Genomic DNA, 25102 nt, shown 5'->3' with positions numbered 1-25102 from the left:
TAAGGTTATACGGGGCTATTTTAAAATCGTTACCCGATTTGCGGTATTTCCCAAAAACAAACCATTAATAATCAGTGCATTGGGCTGGAGCCAGCCACTGAAAAGCCTTTCTACTCCTACGCTAACGCAGTATACACGTCAGGCAAAAATTACTGAAATTTAATCGTGTGGATGATGTAGTCTAACTGTTCCATGAAGTCGCGCTTCTCTTCTCCCGGTGCATGCAGGAAGCCATCTACAAACAGCAACTCGCTCTTAGCCGGGTTGAGGATCAGATAAGACACAAAGGAGCCCCCCATGAAGTCATTGACAATTTCCCATACGCCCCGGCCCTCTACTGCGTAGTTGCCATTCACTTTGGTGGTATTGTAAATAACGGGCAGGTCCACGTCATTCACCTGCATGTAGGTATTTTCGATGGTGGAAGAGATGTACTGCTTGCCCAGGGAATCACGCATCGCAATCAGGTATTCCTTGCTAAGCTGATCCTGATCTTCGTACTTCACTTTGCGCAGCATGATGTTGCTGGAGATTTTATCCGTCTCTTTGCGCATCCAAATCGCTTCCCCATCGTTGATGGCCATGAAGTAATCGGAAGGCATGCGGATACTCACCCCCATAGCTTCTTTTACTTCATTGACCAGATTGTTATTGACGCCATTGAGGTAAGCGTAGGATTCCAGCTTTTTCTCATCAAACTTATTCACCCGCTTTTTGATTGCCGGGTAGTTTTCTTTGAGGATATTGATCAGGTCCTGATTGGAATAGGCGAACTGATAAAGCAGGAGCTGCCCTTTAGCCCATTTATCACGGCCAGCGGCGTTATTTTTGGAAAGGTCGCCACGAGCGTTTTCGCTCATTTCTTCACCAATATCCTTGCGGATCATCTTAGCTGCGGGCGACTCCTCGTCTGCCAGGTTGCCCACTATCATGTAGGTACGCAGCTCTTTGCGCAGCGGGTCCTTCCTCAATTCAATCGGCGTGAAGTGGCGCAGGTCAAATACCGGCTCAGGCTGAGGCAGCAGCGGATAAGCAGAGGAATAGTAGTAACGCAATGTATCGCCCACCGGGCTTTCCCAGAGCTCATAATCCATGATGACCACAATCTCGTTGAGCTGCCCAAAGGCGGTAGGGATGGCTTTCATGCTGCGTTTTACCTCCTCCGAGCAACTTTGGAAAGTAGCAAGAAAAGGGAGCAGCACAGCAAAGACCAGAATTCTCAGGTATATTTTCATAAAAAATCTGTGTTTACGGAATCGCTGATAAAGGTAAAATTTTAATTACTGGATTCGTAAAACAGATGCAGAAGGCGCAAGTTTTGGCGTACCTGCCCGTAAACTTATGCCGATGCTTCGCGGGTACGCAATACCTGAGCAATAGCCTCGGGGTCTTTACAACTAATGAATATCTTTTGGCCATCTTTCAGATGCAACCGGATACCGGAGCCCGGCTTTACGCAAAACATCCGCTCTCCTACATGCACACCCCATCCGCTGAGCTGTACAGAAAGCGGCAGGTTCAATACCTCATAGTGCGCTACCTCGTCCCAGTAAATCTTTTGCTTTTTGCGGTGCAGAGGGAAGTACTGAAATTTGATCTTCTCCGTATCTACTTTCACTAACAGGCGAATAGAAAGCAGGTATGTCAGGACACCGCCCAAAATCAGTAAGGCCAGTACACCTTTCCACAAATGAGCCTCTGTTCGGAAATCCCAAAGCATGGCCGACTCATAGATATTGTAGATTGTAAACAACAGGAGTAAAAATAGTGGCAGGAGGATTTCCCACCGGCGAAAACGCTGCACTTCTTTATATTGATCTGCCATGATAACTTTGATTTTACATTGAATTAACACTGAGTTAACATAGGCATAAAACAGCGTCACACTCGCAGAAGTTCCCCTATGCACAAAAATCTTCGATCATGCAGGAATTTAACAGCAGCGCCCCGGCTTTCCACATTCGGAAAACCGGGGCGCTGCAAGACTGCCGCAATCGTTTGGCTTAGAGCGTGTTGGGACTTTTGTCTTCTAGTCGAAAACTAACCATTTTTTGGTTATACGAGGCACGAAAACCGGAGTTTAGCCTAAGTTAAATAGCCTGTCCCGCAGTTTGCGGGAAGGATTTTCGGGACGAAGTATAAGCAAAAAAGTGTCCCGGTGCACTGGGACAGACCGATTACTAAAGTCCCAACACGCTCTTAGAACAAGCCTTCGATTACTTTTTCTTCGGTGATCCCCTCGGCTTCCGCTTTGTAGTTGCGCACAATGCGGTGGCGCAGTACGTACTTGGCAATCGCCCGTACGTCTTCAATATCCGGAGAGTACTTCCCGTGGATGGCCGCGTGGCACTTCGCCCCCAGCACCAGGTACTGAGAAGCACGGGGCCCTGCCCCCCAGGAAATATAGTTGTTCACTGCTTCTGTTGCCCGCTCGGTATTGGGGCGGGTTTTGGTGGCCAATGACACCGCATATTCCAGCACATTATCAGCAATCGGCACCTTGCGGATGAGCTGCTGATAATGCAGAATTTGCTCGCCCGTCAGTACGTGCTTCAGGTCATAGTTCTGCACCGTAGTTGTACCTTTCACGACATTGATCTCCTCTTCGTAAGAAGGATAGTCGAGTGGGATGTTGAACATAAAACGGTCCAGCTGTGCTTCCGGTAGCGGATAAGTACCTTCCTGCTCGATCGGGTTTTGCGTGGCCAGCACGAAGAACGGTGCAGGCAGCTTGTGGCGCACACCGCTTACAGTTACAGAACGCTCCTGCATAGCCTCCAGCAGGGCAGCCTGTGTTTTGGGCGGTGTCCGGTTGATCTCATCCGCCAGTACGATATTGGCAAAGAGCGGGCCAGGTGTAAACTTAAAGTGCCGGTCCTCGTCCAGGATTTCCGAGCCGGTAATATCGGAAGGCATAAGGTCGGGCGTAAACTGAATGCGCTTGAAGTCGAGGTCGAGTACTTCTGCAATCGTACTTACCAGCAGGGTCTTCGCCAGCCCGGGCACCCCAACGAGTAAGCTGTGCCCATTGCTGAAAAGGGAGATAATCACTGCGCGGACAACTTCTTCCTGCCCGATAATCACTTTTCCGATTTCTTTCCTGAGCTCTTCGTAGGAAGCTGCGAGGTTGTCGATTGCTTTAACTTCCGACTGAGATTCTGTATTTGCCATTCGTTGATATTAGTTTTGATCGTCCATGCCTGCTTTTCGGGCAGCGCAAGTTACGGAACAGGCGAAAATAAACTTTCTTTTGCCTGCTCATAACGCTTACCTGCTCAATAACATTTCCATAACATGTCGGAAAGCGCATAGTTTTTGCCGCTTAGGGAAAAGTGCCACCATTCGGTGGTGATGGGTTGAAAGCCTTCCCGGAGCATGGCATCCCGCAGGGTAGCCCGGTTGGCAAGCACACTGTCCGGTAGATTGGTATAGGATGGGTGGGCTTCGGGGCCAAAGAAGTCGTAAGGCGTGCCCATTTCGAGCGCTTCCCCCTGTGCATTGACCAGCGTCAGGTCTACGGCAGCGCCACGGTTGTGCATCGAGCCTTTGCGGGGATCTGCCACGTAGCGCGGGTCAGGGACTTTCTCCCAGAGCTTCCATTGGATGGGGCGGGGCCGGAAGCAGTCGAGCATTTTCAGGCCCAGGCCTTGTTCCTGAAGGCTCTTGTGTACCCGCACGACCGCTTGAGCCACCTCAGGACGGAGGAAGCAACGGCTGCAGTCGTACATTTTTTCTCCAACAAAATTCTCCGTAGTCGCGTACTTCATGTCGATGAGGATGCTGCTGTCGAGGCGGCCCACTTCTGTCCACTCGGTAGTATCGTAATCAGGCGGCGGAGGCGGCAGGGGCTTTGGGGCAGCCGTCTGGGGTATGTAAGAAAGGGTATCAGTGGCCACTTCAGCGGCTTTCTGCCCGGCATCAGAAGCAGACTGACAGGCAGTAAGCCCAAGCATTCCCAAGCCGTAAAAAAGTAGTTTTAATCGCATAATGATGTATCTTAGTAGGTAATAAATTCAGTCTGAGATGAAAGCTCTTTGCCTAACACTTTCCCTGTTTGTACCTCTATTGCTGTTTGCCCAGTCAGACCAGGTTTACACGCAGTCCTATCTGGATAAAAGCACACGCTTTGCCTGGTTCACCTACGGTGGCGATCTCAACTACCTGACCGGAGGGCGCACGCAGCTACTCGCAGAAGGCATACTGCAAAATACGGATTTTGGGCACACCCTGATGCCCAGGCTCACCATAGGAGGCATACATTTTTGGGGTCATGCCGATTTTTATGTTTCTTTCCCGCTTTCCTTCCTTACCCTGCAGGATGTGCCTCCTGGGCTGGACCGCCTTGAGGTGTATCAGGGTGTCGAGACCGGCGCCAGGCTGTACCCTTTGCGCCTTAAGCCAAAACGCCTGAGCCCTTTTCTGGGCATCAGTTTCCGACGGATCCGGTTTGCACAGGAGCCTGAAGGTAGTGCCTTTGAAAATGGAGTACCCAACTACGGGCGCTTTATCCATCCCCTGCAGTTCGGACTGACTTATACCACAGACCGATGGCATATTTCTGCTTCGGGCTATTACAACTTTCAGAATACTTTTGATTACTACATCACGCCCCAGAACACGGCAAAGGTTGAGCTCACCCCCCTGTCTTTCAACCTGAGCCTGCTGCGGTATATCGACTCCGACCGCCATATGAGGACCGAAAAAGCGGTGGAAAGCATCAATGAAAATTATGAAACACTCCGGAAGGAAGGCCTCCTAAGCGCCTGGTTTTGGGGCATTGGCCCTTCTGCTGCACTACAACGCTCTAAGTCGCCCTATCTGGCTGCCAACTTTCCATTTTTCTACGATGACTATGCGGCATCCATATTGCCCGACCTCTCTCTGGGCCGGTATTTTCACAAGCCAGACCTGAGTGCCAGCCTGACCTACCGCACCTATGGCAATACCTACGAAGGGTTTGACGCCATGATCCAAACCCGCAGGCATTCGGTTGGGGTGGAATCGGTGAAGTTCCTTTTTAATTACCTGGGTTTTGTTCCGTTCATTGGACCGGTACTGACCTACGAGCACCTCCGGGCGTCTGTCAATCAAACCGATTACACTGAGCAGAAACTAGCAGCAGGCATCACCTTCGGCTGGGATATCCGTGTTACCCGGACCGGGTCGAGTCTGCTGCGGACCAACCTAAGGTATTACCCCAACCTGCATATGACCATCAAAGGAGAGCGGCTCATGTTTGACCATCTCGAATTTAATTTCATTCAGTGGGTACAGTTTATCGGGCGGAAGAAGGCACTACGCAGGTAGACAAATAGTCACAGCGTCTGGGACCAGACAAAATGTCCTAATGGTGGAGCGAATGGAACCTTATTGCCTCAATCATTCAGCAGGAGCTGCGGGAGCACTTACAAATCCACACTCCCTTGCCCACATAATCAAAGGTTTAGCGTACTTTTGCCCCCAAATTTGAAAACCAAAGTTTTTGGACCGCAACACAGAACGCTACCAACGCTGGCTTTACGGGCTCATCCTTTTACTGGTGCTGCCTGCCCTGCTCATCAACCTGGGCGTGCTTACCCTCATCGACGATGAGGCACTGCGGGCGTGGGTGGCTTTGGAAATGCGGCTGTCTGACAACTATATCGTCCCGCAGCTGCACGGGGCGTATTACTACAAAAAGCCGCCGGTCTACAACTGGATGCTGCTGGGCGTTTTTCAGCTGACGGGCAGTATGGACGAGTGGTCGGTCCGCATTCCCACCGTAGCCTTCCTGTTGCTGTACTGCGGTACGATTTACTACTTTGTGCGCAAGCACTTCAGCCACGAGATGGCTTTTCTGAGCGCCCTGGCTTTCCTGACCTGTGGCCGTATCCTTTTCTACGATTCCTTCCTCGGGCTGATCGACATCAGCTATTCCTGGGTGACGTTCCTGTCGTTTATGGTATTTTATCACCTGGCGGCGCGGGAACGGTGGCTGGCGGCTTTTGCCGGTTCTTACTTGCTGGCTGCGGTTGGATTCCTGATGAAGGGGCTGCCCTCTGTCGTCTTTCAGGGGTTCACCCTCATGGCCTATCTGGTGTATCAAAAGCAGTTCCGACGCCTGTTTCACTGGCAGCACATCCTGGGCGGGCTGGTCTTTGTGGTCGTAGTGGGCAGCTACTATGCCGCTTATTTGCAGTACAACAGCCTTGAAGAACTGGGTGCGGTGCTTTTCAACGAGTCTGCCAAGCGCACTGCCGGGCGTTACCCGCTCTGGTTCACCCTTTTTCACCTGCTAACGTATCCCTTTGAGTTGTTGGTGTACCATTTTATGCCGTGGGGGCTGCTGGCGCTGTACCTGTTTCGGCGGCGGTCCTGGACGCAGATCTGGCAGCATCCGTTTATCGCTTTTGTTTTTCTGACCTTCCTGGTCAATATCACCGTTTACTGGACGGCGCCAAAGGTGCACCCCCGGTACGTTTTCATGATCATCCCTTTGCTGTTCATTACCCTGCTGTACTTGCACGAGCAGCAGAAAAAAGACCGCCCCTGGCCCTATCGGGTGACGATGCAGCTGCTGCTGTTTTGCTGCCTCATTATTCCCCCTGCGGCATTAGCGCCTCTATTCCTGGAGCGCCTGCAGGGCACGCCCTGGCTATGGGCCAAAAGCCTAAGCCTCTTTGTGGTGCTTAGCGCCCTGGCCTACGGTGCATGGCGGTTCCGTGAGGCCCGGCTGCTGACCACAGCGGCGGTGTTGCTGGTGGTGCGCGTCGCCTTCAACTGGTTTGCCCTGCCCGACCGGGACGCTAACGATTTTGGCGATGTAGTGCGAAAAGATGCCTTACGCGTAGCTGAAAAATATCAATCGGACGACTTGCGCGTTTATAAAGATACGGAGCGGCAGCCGATGACCTCCTTTTACCTGACCCGTAAAATGGGGCACATCATCCCCATCGACCGGGAAACGCCCGATACCTCGGCCTACTACATCATTGACCCCAAAGCCTACCCCTTTGTGCCTTATAAAAAGCAGGACGAACTCCTGATGCGGCACGGGCGGAAGATCTACGATATTGTGAAATTCTAGTTTTATGGCAATAAAAATATCGGCCGTCGTCACGGTCTACAACGAAGAACTGAACATCAAACCCCTGGTGGAGCGCATCACCGCTGCACTCGACGGGATGGAGTACGAGATCGTCTATGTGGACGATGGCTCAACGGATAACACCCTGCGCGAGCTGTACAGCATTGACCACCCCCGCCTAAAGGTGGTGGAATTCCGGAAAAACTATGGTCAAAGTGCCGCGCTCATGGCCGGTATTGAGGCCGCTGAGGGCGAGTTCATCGCCACGATGGACGGCGACCTGCAAAACGACCCTTCTGACATACCGGCCATGCTCAAGCTCGCAGAAGAAGGCGATTACGATATGGTAGCCGGGGAGCGGGCCAAGCGCAAAGATGGCTGGATTTTCCGCAAAATCCCGAGCATGATCGCCAACTTTATCATCCGCAACTCATCGGGAGTGCATCTGAAAGATTACGGTTGTGCGCTCCGGGTTTTCCGGTCGGAAATCGCCAAGGACATGGGTATTTACGGGGAGCTCCACCGCTTCATTCCCGTGTTGGCCCATCTGGAAGGTGCCCGCATCATTCAGATACCGGTAAAGCACCATGCCCGGGAATTCGGGGAGTCCAAATACGGCCTGGGCCGGACCTTCAAGGTGGTCAGCGACCTGCTCCTGATGCTCTTCCTGAAGCAATACATGCAGCGCCCCATGCACCTCTTCGGCAACACCGGCGTACTACTGCTGCTCGTCGGCGTACTGATAAATGGCTATCTTGGCGTACTGAAAATACTGGGGCAGGATATTTGGGGCAAGCCCCTGCTCATCCTCGGCCTGATGCTGGTGCTGGGCGGTATTCAGCTCATCACCATCGGTATCGTGGTGGAGATACAGATGCGGACTTATTACGAATCCCAGCAAAAACGCCCTTACAAAATCCGCCGCGTCACTAAAGGTGGCACGGAACAAAAAACAACGGCTAATGCCACAACCTGAATTCGACATCGGCGAGCTTGTGCTCTACAAGAACAATCAGCTTATCGCCTTCAATAAGCCTGCCGGGCTACCGGTCACGACCGACAAAACCGGTGACAAAGCCATGGAGCAGCTGGGGGAAATCTACTGCAAATCCAAACTGGGGCTGGTGCACCGCCTGGACCGCCCGGCGAGCGGGGTCGTCCTTTTTGCCAGAAGTGAAAATGCCCTGGCAGACCTCAATGCCCAATTCCGGGAGCGGCAGGTAGAAAAAGTTTACCTGGTGGCCGTAGCTGAAAAACCGGCAGAGGAATCCGGCACATTGGTACACTACCTGAGGCGGGACGGCCGCCAAAACAAGGCCATCGTGGTAGAAGGCCCCGGCAAGGATGCTAAAAAGGCCGAGTTGTCTTACCGCTACCTGCAGAGCAGCGACCGCTACCATCTGCTGGAGGTCCGGTTGTATACCGGGCGGCACCACCAAATCCGGGCGCAACTGGCACATATTGGCTGCCCGGTCAAAGGGGATGTAAAGTATGGTTTCCGGCGCAGCAACCCCGACCGGTCTATTCATCTGCATGCCTGGCAATTGTCGTTCCAACACCCGGTATCGAGACAAGCGGAGACCATCACGGCACCACTGCCACCGAACGATCCGGTATGGGCGGCTTTTAACCTCAATCCATAATATGGAAGCCTTACTCAAATATTTCCCGAAGCTGACCGAACAGCAGATCGCTCAGTTTGAGCAACTCGGCCCCTTATACCAGGAATGGAATGACAAAATCAACGTCATTTCCCGCAAGGATATCGACCAGTTGTACCCCCACCACATCCTGCACGCTCTGGCCATCACACAGGTGGTGAAGTTCCGGACCGGCGCCAAAATACTGGACCTGGGCACCGGCGGCGGGCTGCCGGGCATCCCACTTGCGATTCTCTATCCCAATGTGCAGTTTACGCTCATCGATGGTACGCGCAAGAAGATCAAAGTGGTGCAGGAAATCATCGACGCTATCGGGCTGGAGAATGCCGAAGCCAAACACATCCGGGCAGAGGAGCTCAAAGACCGCTTCGACTTTGTGGTCTGCCGCGCCGTGGCCAGCCTCGATAAGCTCGTGCCCTGGACACAGCGTCTGCTCAAACGGGAAGAACGCCATGCCCTGCCCAACGGCTTGCTCACCCTCAAGGGGGGCGACCTCAAAAGCGAGATCAAAGCCCTTGGCAAAGGACACTATGTGGAGCTGTTCCCAATTACAGATTACTTTAAGATGGATTATTACATTGAGAAGTATGTGGTATACGTTCAAGGGTAAAGGTTGATAAATCAGTAAATAAACCTTATTTTTATAGGATGTCTGCAAAGGATATTTTTCACCAAGTTGTTATCGATGCACTTGAAATTGAGGAGTGGGAAATAACCCATGATCCATTTAAAATTGGAATAGGAAGCATTGAATATAGAATTGACCTTGGTGCAGAGCGAGTCATTGGAGCTAGTAAAGGGAATGAAAAAATTGCCGTTGAAATAAAAAGCTTCATAGGTCAATCCAAGACCTATGAATTACATAACGCAATAGGGCAATTCAACAACTATGTTGTTGCTCTTGAAGAAGTAGAACCTGACCGAAAATTATATTTAGCTATACCATCCTATATTTTTGGTGGCTTGTTCCAGGAACCAATTGTTCAAAAGACCGTCAACCGATACAAGATCAATCTTGTAGTAGTAGACGTTAATAAGAAAAAGATCAAAAAATGGATAAAATAGCCCAATACAGCCATTATATCACTACTCTGCTCAATCACTACGCACAGGAACCAGTCGCTAATCAAGAAGAGGTTGGCTATCAGGTTGTTTGTGACCTGAAACGCCACCATTATCTCCTACTTAGGCTTGGGTGGACTGAGGATGCTTACATTCATCATTGTACGATTCATCTGGATATTATTGATGGGAAAATCTGGCTCCAACAGAATAACTCAGACTTACTTATAGCTGATGAACTAGTCGAAATGGGAGTAGATCAAAATGATATCATCATAGGAACAGACCCGGCCTATATTCGCAATCCATCCGATTTTGCTGCGGCATAGCCCTCAAGATTTCTTACCTTTGCCTATCCAATATTAAACCACTTAACAACGCCATCCTATGTCATTTGAAGTAGAAGGAAAGCTCCATAAGAAATACGAAACGGAACAAAAGACCGACTCATTCCAGGCCCGGGAGTTCGTCATCGAGACCGAGGGCAACTACCCGCAGTTTGTGAAATTCCAGTTGGTACAAGACCGCTGCGCCTTGCTCGACCCCTTCGAAGAAGGGCAAATGATCAAGGTACACTTCGACCTGCGCGGCCGGGAGTGGAACGGTAAATACTTCACGAACCTGAATGCCTGGCGCCTGGAGCAAGGAGGTGCTAATGCTGCGCCTACCGCGCCACCGGCAGCAGAGTCCGGATTCCCGGATACGGAGTTCCCTTCTGCCAACGATGAGCCTGCAAGTCAGGCAGATGACGACCTGCCGTTCTAATGGCGTAAGAACACTCCCTTTCCTACGTCCAGGATAACATAAGTATGGGTTTGACCAAACGGATCAAACCCATACTCCGATCATAGCCTGCCCTGAAACAGGTTGGTAATACCAACCCCTTCAGGGAGCCTGTCTTAGCGTAGCAGCAGGACTTCTCCGCGCCGCTCTACTGTCACTTCTTCCTGCAGACAATTCACAATCCGGGCCTGTATCATCCAGGCGAATACCCCGCCATTGCGCAAAGCACCATTCATGATGCCATCCCAGCCATTACCGGGGTCTGTACTTTCAAAAACCTTGACGCCCCAGCGGTCGAAAACCTGCAAGCGGTAATCGAGTATGCCCGACACCTCATCGCTGGTGAAGGCGCGGAAGGTATCGTTATTGTTGTCACCGTTGGGGGAGAAGGCATTGGGCACGTACATCCAGTCCTGACTTTCCATTTCCGGAGGGGTCAGGGCAATGCTTTCGGTAAAGGTCTCGCAGCCGTTGTCTATCTGTAAATCATAGGTACCTGGCGTACCAATCGTCCGGTTTAGTGCAGAAGCCCCATCTGACCAGTTGAAAGCCAAATCAGGAGTCTCTCCGGAGGTGATGTCTACCGTTACTACCGATTGCGGGTTTTCGCAACTCAGTGTATCCCAGTCTACGGTGACCTGCAGGGGGTCAAGGGTTTCAATGCTGATACTCTCCAAGACGGTTTCGCAGCCACTGCCATCCGTAACGGCGACGGTGTAGATACCGGCGGGAAGCCCCTCAAAGCCAGGGGATGATTGTGGCGCAGCCGGATCAACTGCATAGCTGTAAGGAGGATTGGGCGCAGCCGTCAGATTGACGGTCAGCGTGCCGGTTTCCTCATTGGGGCAGGTCGCTCCGGCTTCCACACTTGCGGACAGCTCGGGCGACAACTCCACGCTTAGATTGACTACGGAATCGCACCCAGCCTCACTGATCAGCATGACGGTGCCGGACTCGCCCGGCAGCAGCTCGTCTCCGTGGAAGAAATAGGTCTCCCCTTCGCAAATTTGCACCGTTTGGTCAGTCGTGACAGGCTCGAGCACGGTAACTTGTATCTGCAGCACAGAGTCGCAGCCTGCTGTACTGCTAAGGGTGATTTCGTTTTGGCCTTCATTCAGCGCTATGCCATCGTGCTCAAGTGTCTCGCCCTCGCAGAAAGACAGCTCAAAGGCATTGGTAAACACCTGTAGTTCTTCCACCATTACATTGACCGTAGAGTCGCAGCCTTCTGCGTTGGTAAAGGAGAAAGCGGCTTGTGTCCCCGCTTCAATTTCAACACCCCCATAAGTAATGCTGCTGCCCTCACAGGCGCTAAAGGTGAGGGTGGTATCGCTTGCCGTGGGGCAATCGAGCCGGATCAGCCAGTCGGTGACCACCACCTGATCGCAACCCACGAGGCTTGTGTCTGTGTGCACCCAAATGGCTTCCAGATTACCTTCCAGGTTGGCTGTATCCACTTGCAGGGTATAATCCTGATTGGAAGGCAAGTCGATAAAACCATAGCCTCCATCCTGAGTGGAGGTGCTTTGCGCCAGCGTATTCCCATTCTGTAAGAGCAGGATATCAATTCCGCTCAGGAGGGTATCCGGTGCATCAATGATACCGTTATCATTCACATCAAAGTAGACCTCGCCGGCAAAGCTGCCGTAGCCGTCAAGCAGCTCCAGCGTAAGCGGGTCAGACTGCAGCACACAGCCATTGGTTGCCACCATTTCGAGGTAATAGGCACCGCTTTCCTCAATGATTAGTTCCGGCATCGTCCCATCCGGCGGGGCTACGGGGCTGCCATTGAAGTACCATTGATAGCTGGCTACGTTGGGAATATCAGGCAGGCAGATCGTGTCCGGGCGGCAGCGGGTGTAGCAGCCATTCGGTACACGGGCAATATCCGGCCCAGGGAGCAATTCAAAAGCCTCGCTTACCTGTGTGCAGCCTTCTGCATTGGTGGCGGTAACGGTGTATTCGCCCCCTTCGGAGACCTCAATAGCCGTACCTGTTTCCCCCGTACTCCAAACATAAGTCAGCCCGGGCAGTGGAGCATCCACGGATAAGGTCGCCATGGTGCCCTCACAAATGGGCGCAGGCTGATCCGCCAGGATGACCGGCACATCGGGCAGTGGGTGCACAATGACTTCGAGTATGGCAACCGCCGAACAGCCCGTGGCCCCATCCACCGCAGTGACTTCAAAGGTATAATTGCCCGCATCAAGCAGGTTGTCCTTGTCTTCGGAGAATTCAATAGCCGGGCCGTTCTGACTGGTACTCCAGGTGTAAGTATAAGCCGGGTAAAGTTCACTATTGGGTACTTCGAGGAAAACATTCTCCCCCTGACAGGTACTGTAACTTTCGTAGTGGTAGGCGGTGGCCTGCCCGTACTCGTCGTAGTCTGTGGCGCGAATGTCCACCAACGGGGCGGGGGTGATACCGACATTAGCGGCCGGCGGTTCGTAGGTACAGCCATTGGCATCGGTGACGGTAAGTTCGTAAATGCCTTCTTCGGTGAGCACTACGGATTCAGTGGCTTCGCCGGTGCTCCACTGCCAGCTGATGCCACCACCGGGCGCATCTGCCATCACTTCCACGCCTTCACAAACCGGAGGTGCAGGAGCCATGGCGATCGTACCACTCAGTGTATTGGGGCTGATCGTGATATTCTGTGAGAAAGCCTGGGTGCAGCCTTCAATATTAGTGGCAGAAAGGGTCACCTCATAAGTGCCGGGGGCGGCATACTGATGGTAAGCTTCCCGCCGCTGCGAGGTATTAGCGGCGCCTGTACCCGGATCGCCAAAGTCCCAATTGTACATCGCAAAGCCACCGGGCGGTACCTCAAAGTAAGTCGGGCTGCTGGCACAGGTAGCTTCGGGCAGGTCAAAGGTGACCGGTGGTGGCGCGACAACAGATACCGTCTTGGTGGTGCTGCTGGTACAACCACTCACTGTCGTGATCGTCAGCGTAACCGGATAATCGCCGGTAGTGCTGTAGGTGTGAGCAGGGTTGGTCAGCGCAGAAGTGTTATCAGCGCCGCTGCCAGGGTCTCCAAAGTCCCAGGACCAACTCGCAATACCCGAAGAGGGCAAAAAGGTAGAAAGGTCTTCAAAAGCGACCGGGCTATTAGCACAAGCGGATTCGATATGGAAGTCGGCCAGGGCCACAACAGAATCCACGGCCAGGAAATAACACTGAACATTACCCGGTGCACCCGCTGCCGGGAAACTGCCGGAGCGGAGGACGCGGTAGTACCCCACTTCTTCGTGCTCGATGGTAGGATTGGGTGCAGTGGAAGTGGCCGTTATGACCCCATCCCGGAAGAAAAACGACCAGGCACCGGTGCCGGGCAACATGCCCTGCGACAGATCCGTATAGATTTTGGACTCGCATTCCGGCCCATCCATGATATCCAGTCCCATGACTACACCACTGCAAGTAGGCCCCGGAGGGTTGCCGGGCTCTGCGTCCCCACAGTTTTCCCTTACTTCAAAAGGGTTGCTTAGAAAGGTGCAGCCATTTTGGTCGGTAATACCAACGGTATAAACGCCAAACGCAGTAGCGGTGTATTCAGGTGCGTCTGTTCCAATTGGCATCCCATCCTGATACCACTGATAAGAGAAGCCGGCCGTAGTGGTTTGCGCCACCAGCTTGGTAGAAGGAAGGAGGTTACAGAATAACCAGGGGTCGGGGGTGGAAATACTCACTTCCGAAGTGGGATAAGGCCTTATCCTGAACGTAGCCGTACCGGCACAACCAAACTCGTCGGTCACCACGAGGGCGTAGCTGCCGGGGCCCAGTTGCGGCTGTATGCCGGTAGCGACCTGCGTGTCCTCAGCGTTGTACCAGGTGTAGGAGGCAAAGCCCGGTGCGGCGGTGACGGTGGCTTCCTCGTTGGGGCAGAAAAAGTCGGGCGCGGTAAGGGTGGGCTGCGGCAGGGCGTGTACTTCCACGTCAAAAACAGCTGTTTCGGCGCAAACTGCTGCCTGTACCTGTACGTTGCCCACTTCGTGCCAAAGGATGTCGACCGTGCTTTCATCCGATTCCGAAACGATGGTCCCGGCCGTGGCAGGAATGATGGTCCATTCATAGTCGAGGTGCTCCGCGTCAGTCGCCGTGAAAGTACTAATGCCGTCAAAGCAGGCATTCGGGTCACCGCTCACCTCTAAATTGTCGAAAGCTTCGGCAGATAAGCTAACCGGAGAAGAAGTACAAGGCGGGCCTACCGTATTGACCTGTACCACGCTAAGATCGTAGGGTGGTGCAGGGCCCCAGGTCACGTTGATCGTTTCGCCCATACGGGTAGTAAGCGTACCCCCGTTATTGACGGTCCACTCCAGCACGATATTATCGCCTACCGGGGTGGCGCTATAGGTGGTCGTTGACCCCGGGCAAATCACTGTATTGCCCACAATGGCATCCACGGGCTCAGGGGGGTACAAAACCTGCACTCTTCGGGTGGCTTCAGGTATACAGGCTGCATTGGGCGCAGCCTGTTCTGCAGTTAAGACATAGAACCCAGGCGCAACACTCATAGGGATGTTCACGGAAACTGCACTGCCCGAAGATTGCCACACAACAGCACCCGCTGCATCGGTTAACCGCCATAGCGCAGGAACGGGATTGCCGGTGTTAGCTTGTACGGCATCGTAAGTTGCAGGGGTATTGGGGCATACCTCAATAGGGCCACTCAGGTAAAAAGCCGGCTGAATCTCCACCTCCAGCTCCGCACTGCCGCCACAGCCCAGGTAGCAGTTATCGAAAGTAACGCTAACGGTTTGCGTAGGTGCCGGGACGGTATTCAGCCATTCGACTTCAATCTCATGCGTGCCTTGCCCGGAGACGATGCTACCGAAGTTGGTCACATCCCATACAAAGCTAACACCCTCGTAGGCGGGTACACTATAAACTGCCCGGCTACCGGGGCAGACCAGAGCCGGCCCTTCCACCTCTGCCTGATCAGAAATAACCGGTACAACCAGTATTGCCGGTACCGGGCAATTGGTACCCGGGCAATCCTCCGTTAGCAGCTCTACCGTACCTTCGGGGCCCGTTTCCCACAGCACACTAATAAAATCATCGGTGGGGCCGCCTCCGTCAATAATTACGCCTCCTTCACTGACCGACCAAAGGAAAGTGCCACAGTCACTCTGTGCCGTGTAGGTACCCAGCATGCCTTCGCAGACCGTACCCACACAATCGACAATCGGGGTTTCTGTTTCCTCGACGTTTATGGTAAGCAGCGTGGTGTCGTTGCAGGCGCAAAAGCGGGAAGCGATCAGCATCAGCTCGTAGGTGCCCGCCTCCGGGTAGGTATAATCGATTTCCCCGCCGGTAGCAGTCACCCCATTGCCAAAGTTCCAAAGTAAAGTATCCGCGTCTTCGCCGGTATACTCCAGGTATAGGGGCTGCCCCTGACACAGCGTTACCGTACCATCTACCGCCTCCGGCACACTGCTGACTGCACTTTCCGGAGGAGACACTACATTGACGCAAGTGTAGCCCTGCGCATCACAAAAGAAAGGTGGCTCATTGACCAGGCCACTCTGATAGATGGAATAGATGCCCGGCTGTTCCCAGGTCACTTCAATGATATTATCTTCAATAGTGGTATAATCTGCCGGCTGCCCGGAGTTTTCATTGAAAACGGACCAGTTGGAACTCAGGCTGTCTATTCCACTAATACTTGAGGAGTAGCGAATGGTACTTCCCACGCACGCCTGCTGGCAAACCACGTAGCTGCTGTCCACCAGAATAGGCTCCTGGGAGGCGGGGCAGTCAGGTGTAGCCTGTATAGTAGGGAAGGGATCAAACACCAGGTCGAGGCATAGTGTACTATCGACTGAAATTCCACTCTCTCCGGTAATAGTGACTGTGTAGCAGCCCGGCTGACAGATAGTGATATTATTCGAATTTTCGCCGGTATTCCACTGGTAGGTTAATGGTTGCTGCAGCCCTTCAGCTTCAGCATACATAATATAGCAGTCGAGGCCACAGACAGACGGGCTCGGCTCGAAGAAGACAGACTGCGCCATAAGCGCATTGGAACTAAGCAGGCATGCAAGCCAAGCTATCCGGAAGATTATACTTTTCTTTTTCATTCTATGGTGATGTTTTAGAGCATTGAAAAACGATCACCTGACCATTAGGGCAGCTGTTCATTAAGCGGCACTGTGAACCTTCACGTATAAAGTTAGTGGAACGTTGGGTGGCAAACTGTTTTTTTTCTTCAGTCTACCCTTTGGTCGTGTGAATAGGGCTATTGATTGAGTCAGTTGGTGGAACGCCACTCATAATGCACCACGACAGAATGATGATCGGAAAGGCGCTCGGTACAAATATCATGGTCTATCGCATTCAGCGCAGGGCTGTAGAGTTGGTAGTCGATGCGCAGGGCCGGTATCTTGCCCGCATAGGTGGTGCCAAAGCCTGTTCCCGCCTCCCGGAATGCATCTTTAAGGCCTTCAGACAACTGACGATAAGAGTAAGACTGCGGGGTGGCATTGAAATCGCCACAAAGCAGGACCGGATGCGGGCTCTTTCTGATGGATTCGACTACGGCCTCGGTTTGCTCCACGCGGCGTTGTTCGGCCCGTTTGAACCGGGCGGCCATATCCCGGATTTTACCCCATGTTTTTTTCTCATTCAGATTGCCCTTTTCGGCAACCTCATTGGCCATCCCGGATACACCGTTGGATTGTAAGTGAAGGTTGAAGACCCGTACCAATTCACCTTCTACTTTGATATCCGCCCACTGAAAGCCGTTGAAATGCTTAACAAAGTAGTGGGTGTGGGTTTCCACGATCGGGTAGCGGCTAAAAATAGCCAATGCGCCGTTTGGAATGGCGTAAGCGTACTTAAAGCCTGCTTTGTTTTTAAAGTAGTCGATGAAGTAGTTCTTAGGGTAGAAGGTGGGGAATTCCTGAAGGCACAATACATCGACCCCTTCTGTGGGGAATAAGTCAGGCAGCTCTTCTGCCTGATACCGCTTTCCGGTTTTTGCTTCCTTTCGGAACCCGTAGGCGTTGAAGGTTTTGACCACTAGTGCAGCGCCTTCCGGATCTCCGGGGAGATTAAGCCCCACAAAGCCAGTAAGATGGGACCAGCCCAGCAGTATACAACCCAGAGAGAGGAAAGCCTGATATTTGCGCATCAACGCCCAGAAAATAATAAAGAGCAGATTGGCAAGTAACAGCCAGGGGAAGGGCAGCGAGAAAAAAGATAAGGGCCAAAACACTTTGGGGCTCACCCATGATGCCAAAAAGCTAGCCAGTGTAAGCAATACCAATAGGATATTCAACCATCTTAGTAGCTTTAGCATAAGGATTTCAGGGTGTTTGGTGCATATACTTTAGTATCAGAGCATGTTTGGAGCTCTGACAAAGCACTAGTGCGACTAGACCGAATTATTTGATAGTATTTTCACGCTTGAGCCCTTTCTGGTGCCCGGTCTTTGACTGTCAAATATTTACGCCTCCATCCACTAGCGCTTACTTGCATTAAAAAGGAATTCCTTTTCTTCCTTGGTCAGGCTATCGTAACCGGAGTCTTTAATCTTATCAAGGATGGCATCCAGCTTTTCCTGATAGGCACTGCTGTTGCCGTTGTTGGTATCTGAGGCTGCCTGCCCACGGCGTGTGGTGGCACTCTTTTTCCGGTTGGGGTTGCGATAGACCACTTTGGGGCCGCGGCTACTGCTCTTGCCGGAAGTCACACGGGTGTATAAATCCCGGATTTTATCCAGTACGTTGTTGACTGGTTCGGAGAAATCGTTCCCATTGCGGAGCTGTGCCACAAAAAACCAACCAAAGAAAGCACCACCAAGGTGCGCAAAGTGCCCGCCGGTATTACCCCCATTGGGGATCAGGATGAGGTCCAGGAATACCAGGACTGCCACGATATACTTCAGCTTGACATCCCCCAGGAACAACAAACGCATAATGTAGTCCGGGGATATCGTACCCGCTGCTACAACGATCGCCATCACCCCCGCTGATGCCCCCAGCGCAAAACGCCCGCCCATACCATAGGGCAGCAAATTGGCAGAGATAAAGAAAACAATGGCCCCCAGCAGCCCCCCCAGCAGGTAGAGCGGCAGAATACGCTGATCGCCGATGAAGTCGCCTACGATACGCCCAAACCAGTACAGGAAGAGCATATTCCAAAGCAAGTGCCAGAAGCCCTCGTGGAGGAACATACTGGTGAACATGCCCCACGGGTGGGTGAGGAAGAATTTCCAGTCGGAAGACATACAAAAGAAGTGCAGAATAGTGCTGTACAACTCCGGTACAGAACCACCGTTGCCCAGAAAAAGAAAGAGGCGGACTAAATTGATGATAACAAATACCGCAACATTTATGATGATCAGCTGGGTGATCATATTCCCCCGGCTGAGTTCTCGCTTAGCATCGTCCCAGATTGACTGTAGCATGCATTTATCGGTTCTAAAATTTATTAATGTTATGGACGGGCTAAAATGTCCTGCCCGGGGATTCACAAGGTACTAGCTTCTGTTCATTTTATCCAGTCTTCAGGACCAATGTCTTTTAGCATTAGGCCAAAGTCACAGCCTTGATCCAAATTTACGCCAATACAGTATCAGCAAAAAACCAAATAATGCTCCTCCCAGGTGTGCATAATGGGCTACACCGGTATTTAAATTGCCCAGCCCCATGAATAGTTCAACGCCGGCGTAAATGAGCACAAAGTACTTTGCCTTAAGTGGAATAGGTGGGATCAACAACATAATGCGGTTCTCCGGAAATAGCATTCCGTAACCTACCAACAGTCCAAAAACAGCACCTGACGCTCCAAGGGAAGGAACATTAGCCGCAAAAATGGATTCACCAAACCAATATATCTCTATGCCCCGAACCAGGGTATGGAGCAATACAGAACCAAAGCCTGCAACCAGGTAATAGAATAAAAAACGCTTGGGGCCCCAGGTGGCTTCCAGTGGCGGGCCAAACATGAACACCGCAAACATATTGAAGAACAGGTGCCCGATATCCGCATGCATAAACATATGCGTTACAATCTGGAAAGGGCGAAAATAATCCGATGTAGGAAAGAACATCGCCAACCGGTACCGCCCCCACAGGGAGAAATCGGTTACCTTTTCATTGACCAAATCGAGGGAGGTCCCGTGAGAGGGGTCTCCCAGCAGCATAGTACCCAGGTACATCAGTATATTGATGACGAGCAGGTGTTTGACGACTTCCGTAACTCTGAACATAGGCTTTGGAGTAGATAATGATTAGGCTGTAAGCAACTAAACAACGCTTTATTGCTCAAATCGTTTGGCAAGCTCGTCCAATTCCATTGTAATAAAACACCGCCTGCCAGAAGGGCTCAGGTAAGGTATCTGACACCCAAAGAGCTGATCAATAAGGGTTTGCATTTCGTTCGTTTCCAGTACTTTCCCTTTTTTAATCGCTGCACTGCGCGCCATTGCCCTTGCAATATTTTCATGGGTGCCCAAATTAAGCTCCTGATTGCTTTTGTATTGCTCGAGCAGCGATTCGATCGTCTGCAGGTCGTCTTGCTTACCGGCAAGCTCTGCGGGCACGCCATTAATGACAAAAGTGTTGGCCCCAAACTCCTGAATATCAAAGCCCAGCTGATTGACAGGCTCCAGGAGCTCCTTCAGCAAGGCGGCATCTGCCGGGGGTAGTGAAAGAGTACGGGGAAACAACTGCTTCTGTGTCGTACTTTTCTGCTGAGCCAGCACATTCAGGTATTGCTCGTAGAGAATGCGTTCGTGGGCCGCTTGCTGATCCAGCAGCATCAGGCCCGACTTAATTTGAGTGATGATATAGTTATTGTGCAGCTGCGTAGGCGATTTTTTCTTCTGGGGCTGTTCTCCGGATGCCGGGGCCTGTTCCTCCTGCCAGTCGCTCTCCAGAGTAAGTGGCTCGTCATTTCTGCCCTCTGTCAATGCCGGTGCTGAGGATTCGGTATCGAATTCATCCAGCCCCTCGTACACATCCTGCCAGTGCCTGAGGTTGCTCGAATGCCGGCTGGTTTCATCAGGGTTGCCACTTGCTGCTGATTTTTGGCTACCTCCTCCCGCATCAGTTCTGTTGACCGTTGATTCTTGCTGGGGCCGGGGGCGGATAGGAGCCGACTGCGAAAATGTGGGGTCTTGTTCAAAATCAAGGCTCGGCATGATATTGTATTGCCCCAACGCATGCCGTACCGCCACCCGGAGGTAGTTGTATACCAGGCGTTCATCTTCAAATTTGATTTCCTGCTTGGTCGGGTGCACGTTGATGTCAATACGCCTGGGGTCAATATCGATGAAGATGACGTATAGAGGGTAAGTCCCATTCGGTAGCAGCTCTTCGTAAGCCGACACCACGGCGTGGTTCAGGTAGTTGCTCTTGATGTACCGGTTGTTGACGAAGAAGTATTGTTCGCCCCGGGTTTTCTTGGCAAATTCCGGCTTGCCCACGTAGCCATTCAGCCGCAGCACTTCGGTCTCTTCAGCTACGGGCACCAGCTTTTTATTGGAAGGGTTGCCAAACACGCCGATCAGCCGCTGCCGGAGTTTGCCGGCGGGCAGATGAAAGACTTCGTTGTTGTTGTGGTGGAGGGAGAAAAAGATATCGGAGTTGGCGATAGCGATGCGCTGGAATTCATCATTGATGTGCCGCATTTCCACCGGATTGGACTTGAGGAAGTTGCGGCGGGCAGGCACATTAAAAAAGAGGTTTTTTATCGAGATCGTGGTGCCTTGCGGGCACTGACAAGGCTCCTGCGTCTTCACTTCCGAGCCTTCAATGAGGATACGGGTCCCCAGTTCGTCTGAATGCCGGCGGGTTTTAATTTCCACCTGAGCAATGGCCGCAATAGACGCCAGAGCTTCACCCCGGAAGCCCATCGTCCGGATAGCGAACAGGTCCTGTGCGGCCCGGATTTTGGAGGTCGCATGGCGCTCAAAAGCCATTCGGGCATCCGTTTCAGACATACCACAGCCGTTGTCAATGACCTGTATAAGCCCTTTACCTGCGTCTTTGATCACCAATTTCAATTCCGTAGCGCCTGCGTCAATTGCATTTTCCATCAGCTCCTTCACTGCTGAAGCAGGCCGCTGTATAACTTCTCCAGCCGCAATCTGATTGGCGATAGCATCGGGCAAGAGCTGAATAAGATCAGCCATATCGGAAACTCCTCGTTTTGGTCACTAATCAGCTAGCTATTCTCCCACAGCTGCTGCTATTTCTGGCAAATATACACTGATAAACAGGTAAGAAAAAAGTAATAACAAAGCAATTACACCCAGTAGGACGAAATTAGAGCGCTGCACTTGCCGCTTACGGAAGCGCATATCTTCTGCTTTCTGATATCCTCGCCGGAAGCTGCCAGACAACCGCGCTTTCACGCCTTCTGCATCTCCCGATTTTACTTCTTCCACCTGTTTCAGCCGTTCCTCCAGGTCCTCCTTTTCAGGGTTCCAGAAGCGGGGCTTGTATTGGTACTGCTGGTGTTTTGGCAGTTTTGAAAATTTGATAAACGCCATAATTCAAGGTATTCATTAAGCACTGGTGGATTGTTCCGGAAGAACTTGCGCGCAAACGTTCAGCAAACCTAAGGCATCGAAGCATGAAACACGTCGTTTACCCACACTAATGCTTCTGGTAAAATACGATATTGTTACTAACAAAACGATTCCCGGAATAGTTATCTGGTACATGGATGCAGAGCTGCCCTTTTTTGGCGGGCCGGCTCATCGTAAGAATGAACAGTTTAGGCTAAAAGAAATGAGCTTTCATCTTTACTGTACGTTATTTGCACCCTCATTGATTGAACAAACCCTGATTTATGAAGCTATTACTGACTACGCTACTTTTGGCTTGCTCTGCTGCTCTGATGTCTGCACAAACCGGAGGCATTTCCGGCAAAGTGACCGGGCCCGATGGTGCTCCCTTGGCTTACGCCAGTATTTTTGTTAAAGAGACCGGCACCGGCACCACCACCAATGAAAACGGGCAGTACGAAGTCCGGCTCCCCAAAGGCAATTATCAGCTTATTTTTCAATTTCTGGGGTATAAGACTTTAGCCCGGTCTGTTGCGGTGGGCACCCGCTTCGAGCTGCTCAACGTCACCCTACAGGAGCAGCCGCTGCAACTTGAGGCGGTGGATGTGCTCGAGGGCTCAGAAAACCCGGCCTATACCATCATGCGGCGGGCTATTGCCAAGGCAAGCTATCACCGGCAACAGCTTGACGCCTACTCCGCTGAGGTCTACATCAAGGGCACCGGGCGGATCAAAAAGGTGCCACGGCTCCTCCGGAACACGCTAGAGAAAGAGGGCCTGGATACCGCGACTGCTTTCACCTCTGAATCCGTTAGCATTATTGAGTACGAACGCCCCTCTACCTTCCGCGAACGCGTAATCTCCGTGTACAGCAACGGGGACGACCGCTCCACTTCCCCTACCAACTACATCAACGGCAGTTTCTACGAACCAGAGATCTCCGGTGCCATTTCGCCCCTTTCGCCCCGCGCATTTGCCTACTACCGTTTTGAGCTGGAGGGCTTCTTTATGGACCGTGGCTATGGCATCAACAAAATAAAAGTCACGCCACGCAGTAACGGGGATGGTGTTTTTGAAGGCTATCTCTACATCGTGGAAGACTGGTGGAGCATCTACAGCCTTAACCTTAGCACCTTGCAACAGGGCATTACCTTCCAAATCGAGCAAATCTACGCCCCCATTGACGAAAAAGCCTGGCTCCCGGTCAGCCATCAGTTTAATGTAGAGGGGCAGTTTCTGGGCTTTCGTTTCGAATACCGCTACCTGGCTACGGTAAGCAATTATGCGATCACCCTCAACCCGGACCTGGACAGCGACTTTACAGTCATTGATGAAAAACTCAATAAGGAACTGGCCCAACAGCTAAAAGAAAGCCGCAAGCAGGAAGCAACCGCCGCTACCCCTGAGGAACGGCTAAGCAGTGGAGAAGAGCTGACCCGAAAAGAGCTCCGAAAACTGATGCGGGAGTACGAACGGCAGGAACAGCAAGAGGAAGAAGAACCCGAAGTGGTCGAAAACCGGGAATACATCATCGATTCCACGGCTTACAAAAAAGACTCCGTCTACTGGGCTACGATCCGGCCGGTGCCTCTCACTGAGATCGAGGCCCGCAGTTACGAAAAACTCGATAGCCTGGCGAAGGCTGAAAAAGCTGAAGAAGAAGCCGACTCCATGGCCTCCATAAGCAATAGTGGCAAGTTTGGGTTCCTGGGTGATATTTTCCTTGGCAACTCCTATAAGATCGGTAAACATCAGACCTTTTCGCATACGGCCCTATTGCCCCGTGCCTATTTCAACCCGGTAGAGGGCTTCAGCCTGCACAGCGACCTGGGCTATGCCTACAAAAAAGACGACCGGCGTTTCTCGGCTACTGTCACGCCCCGCTATGCCTTTGCACGGGAGAAACTGACCGGCAAGGCGACAGTCGGCTATTCTTACGGAGCCCACTATACCGGATTGGAAGGCGGCCGGTACATTCATCGCTACAACGGCGACCAACCCATTGGCTTCTTCTTCAACACCTATGTCAACCTGTTTACCGACCGTAACTTCATCCGGCTGTACGAGAAAGACTACCTGCGGCTTTCTCATCGGCATCAGTTCAGGGAAAATATCAGCCTGGACCTCTCTGCCGAATGGGCCAACCGCTACCAGCTGTACAATCAAACCCGGCAGGTCTGGGTTAATTTTGACGACCGGTCTTACGCTTCCAACTTCCCCCTGAGCCGGGAGCTTGGCAACAGCCTGCCTGAGGAGGAGCGCGCATTCGTCCTGCGGGCCACCCTCACTGCCCGCCCCTGGCAGCGGTACAAAATCTACAACGGGGAGCGGGAGCCTATTGAGCACTCCTCCCCAACGCTGCACCTCACTTACCGGCAGGGGCTGGAGGGCATTGAAGGCAGTCAGACCGACTTTACCTACCTTGAATTCGGTGTGAAGCATCAATTGGAAATTGGTGTGCGGGGGCGGCTGGACCTCCGGGCAGAAGCCGGCCTGTTCCTCAACAACAACTATGTCGGCTTTGCAGACTACCAGCACTTTACCGGCAACCAGCTAACGCTCACGACCGCTTCGCCGGCCGGGAGCTACCGCCGCCTGCCCTACTACGAGTTCAGCACTATGGACCGTTTTGCAGGGGCCTCTGCCCATTATCAGTTCCGCAAGCTCCTCGTCACACAGCTCCCGGAAGTCCGCCTCATGGGCATAAAAGAAAACCTCTTTGCCAACATCCTGGCTACGCCCGCCTCGGGCACCTACTACGAGTTTGGGTATTCCCTCGATAATATCCTGCGCCTCTTCCGGGTAGAGGCTGTCGTTGGTTTTGATAATCAGGGCTACCGTGACTGGGGCATCCTGATTGGTATCGCTTCCAATATAGGTGGGGGGACGTTCAGTATTGGAGAGTAAGACTATGCTTGGATTTTACACTTCGGGCTGCGTTCGCTCCAAAAGCCCCCAACAAACGCTGAGCCCAGCTGTGACAAAAATCAGGGGGCAGGCTTGATAT

19 protein-coding genes are annotated in these 25102 nt (G+C 52.2%); 9 read left to right on the top strand and 10 right to left on the bottom strand.

Annotated elements, in window-relative coordinates:
* Window positions 1–149: 149 nt before the first annotated feature.
* The 4 genes from RIC19_RS14210 to RIC19_RS14195 all read right to left on the bottom strand — a co-directional run bounded on the left by RIC19_RS14210 (window position 150) and on the right by RIC19_RS14195 (window position 3986).
* Window positions 150–1235 carry a DUF4837 family protein gene (locus tag RIC19_RS14210; protein WP_350178994.1) on the bottom strand — a complete coding sequence of 362 codons (1086 nt, stop codon included), beginning with the start codon at window positions 1233–1235 and terminating at the stop codon, window positions 150–152.
* Between the two features lie 104 nt (window positions 1236–1339).
* Window positions 1340–1825 (bottom strand): hypothetical protein, encoded by a 486-nt coding sequence (locus RIC19_RS14205; RefSeq protein ID WP_350178993.1) that lies wholly within the window; start codon window positions 1823–1825, stop codon window positions 1340–1342.
* 374 nt (window positions 1826–2199) lie between these two features.
* A complete protein-coding gene (locus tag RIC19_RS14200) occupies window positions 2200–3171 on the bottom strand; it encodes an AAA family ATPase (protein WP_350178992.1) in 972 nt (323 codons plus the stop codon).
* Window positions 3172–3275: 104 nt separating this feature from the next.
* Window positions 3276–3986, bottom strand: a complete 711-nt coding sequence (locus tag RIC19_RS14195) for a M15 family metallopeptidase (RefSeq protein WP_350178991.1) — start codon at window positions 3984–3986, stop codon at window positions 3276–3278.
* A 37-nt stretch (window positions 3987–4023) separates the two neighbouring features.
* Between RIC19_RS14195 and RIC19_RS14190 the strand changes: the two genes are divergently transcribed.
* From RIC19_RS14190 to RIC19_RS14155, 8 genes are all read left to right on the top strand, one after another.
* Window positions 4024–5307: a hypothetical protein gene (locus RIC19_RS14190; protein WP_350178990.1), complete on the top strand. Its 1284-nt coding sequence runs from the start codon at window positions 4024–4026 to the stop codon at window positions 5305–5307.
* Between the two features lie 175 nt (window positions 5308–5482).
* On the top strand, window positions 5483–7066 hold the full coding sequence (locus RIC19_RS14185; RefSeq protein ID WP_350178989.1) for a glycosyltransferase family 39 protein: 1584 nt from the start codon (window positions 5483–5485) through the stop codon (window positions 7064–7066).
* Between the two features lie 4 nt (window positions 7067–7070).
* Entirely contained in the window at window positions 7071–8042 is a 972-nt protein-coding gene (locus RIC19_RS14180) for a glycosyltransferase family 2 protein (protein WP_350178988.1), read from the top strand.
* The gene (locus RIC19_RS14175) at window positions 8029–8709 is read left to right on the top strand and encodes an RluA family pseudouridine synthase (protein WP_350178987.1); all 681 of its coding nucleotides are present in this window, start codon (window positions 8029–8031) and stop codon (window positions 8707–8709) included. Before RIC19_RS14180 ends, RIC19_RS14175 begins: the two co-directional genes overlap by 14 nt.
* Window position 8710: 1 nt before the next feature.
* A complete protein-coding gene (gene rsmG / locus RIC19_RS14170; protein WP_350178986.1) occupies window positions 8711–9337 on the top strand; it encodes a 16S rRNA (guanine(527)-N(7))-methyltransferase RsmG in 627 nt (208 codons plus the stop codon).
* A 38-nt stretch (window positions 9338–9375) separates the two neighbouring features.
* On the top strand, window positions 9376–9792 hold the full coding sequence (locus RIC19_RS14165; RefSeq protein WP_350178985.1) for a XisH family protein: 417 nt from the start codon (window positions 9376–9378) through the stop codon (window positions 9790–9792).
* Window positions 9780–10118, top strand: coding sequence for a XisI protein (locus tag RIC19_RS14160; RefSeq protein WP_350178984.1), 339 nt, complete (start codon window positions 9780–9782; stop codon window positions 10116–10118). The genes RIC19_RS14165 and RIC19_RS14160 overlap by 13 nt, the downstream gene beginning before the upstream one ends.
* A 58-nt stretch (window positions 10119–10176) precedes the next feature.
* A complete protein-coding gene (locus RIC19_RS14155; RefSeq protein WP_350178983.1) occupies window positions 10177–10554 on the top strand; it encodes a DUF3127 domain-containing protein in 378 nt (125 codons plus the stop codon).
* Window positions 10555–10688: 134 nt separating this feature from the next.
* Here RIC19_RS14155 and RIC19_RS14150 read toward each other — a convergent pair whose 3' ends face one another.
* The 6 genes from RIC19_RS14150 to RIC19_RS14125 form a co-directional block, all read right to left on the bottom strand.
* Complete coding sequence (locus RIC19_RS14150; RefSeq protein ID WP_350178982.1) at window positions 10689–16658, bottom strand: PKD domain-containing protein; 5970 nt, start codon at window positions 16656–16658, stop codon at window positions 10689–10691.
* Between the two features lie 170 nt (window positions 16659–16828).
* Window positions 16829–17878 (bottom strand): endonuclease/exonuclease/phosphatase family protein, encoded by a 1050-nt coding sequence (locus tag RIC19_RS14145; protein ID WP_350178981.1) that lies wholly within the window; start codon window positions 17876–17878, stop codon window positions 16829–16831.
* A 162-nt stretch (window positions 17879–18040) separates the two neighbouring features.
* Window positions 18041–18988 (bottom strand): rhomboid family intramembrane serine protease, encoded by a 948-nt coding sequence (locus tag RIC19_RS14140; protein ID WP_350178980.1) that lies wholly within the window; start codon window positions 18986–18988, stop codon window positions 18041–18043.
* 132 nt (window positions 18989–19120) lie between these two features.
* The gene (locus tag RIC19_RS14135) at window positions 19121–19792 is read right to left on the bottom strand and encodes a rhomboid family intramembrane serine protease (RefSeq protein ID WP_350178979.1); all 672 of its coding nucleotides are present in this window, start codon (window positions 19790–19792) and stop codon (window positions 19121–19123) included.
* 48 nt (window positions 19793–19840) lie between these two features.
* Complete coding sequence (gene mutL, locus RIC19_RS14130) at window positions 19841–21718, bottom strand: DNA mismatch repair endonuclease MutL (protein ID WP_350178978.1); 1878 nt, start codon at window positions 21716–21718, stop codon at window positions 19841–19843.
* Window positions 21719–21754: 36 nt separating this feature from the next.
* Entirely contained in the window at window positions 21755–22078 is a 324-nt protein-coding gene (locus RIC19_RS14125) for a hypothetical protein (RefSeq protein ID WP_350178977.1), read from the bottom strand.
* A 302-nt stretch (window positions 22079–22380) separates the two neighbouring features.
* Between RIC19_RS14125 and RIC19_RS14120 the strand changes: the two genes are divergently transcribed.
* Entirely contained in the window at window positions 22381–25002 is a 2622-nt protein-coding gene (locus tag RIC19_RS14120; protein WP_350178976.1) for a DUF5686 family protein, read from the top strand.
* The last annotated feature ends 100 nt before the right edge of the window (window positions 25003–25102 follow it).

This window comes from Phaeodactylibacter sp. (assembly GCF_040219495.1).
Taxonomy (GTDB): Bacteria; Bacteroidota; Bacteroidia; order Chitinophagales; family Saprospiraceae; genus Phaeodactylibacter.
This window is presented reverse-complemented; position numbering and strand designations above follow the sequence as displayed.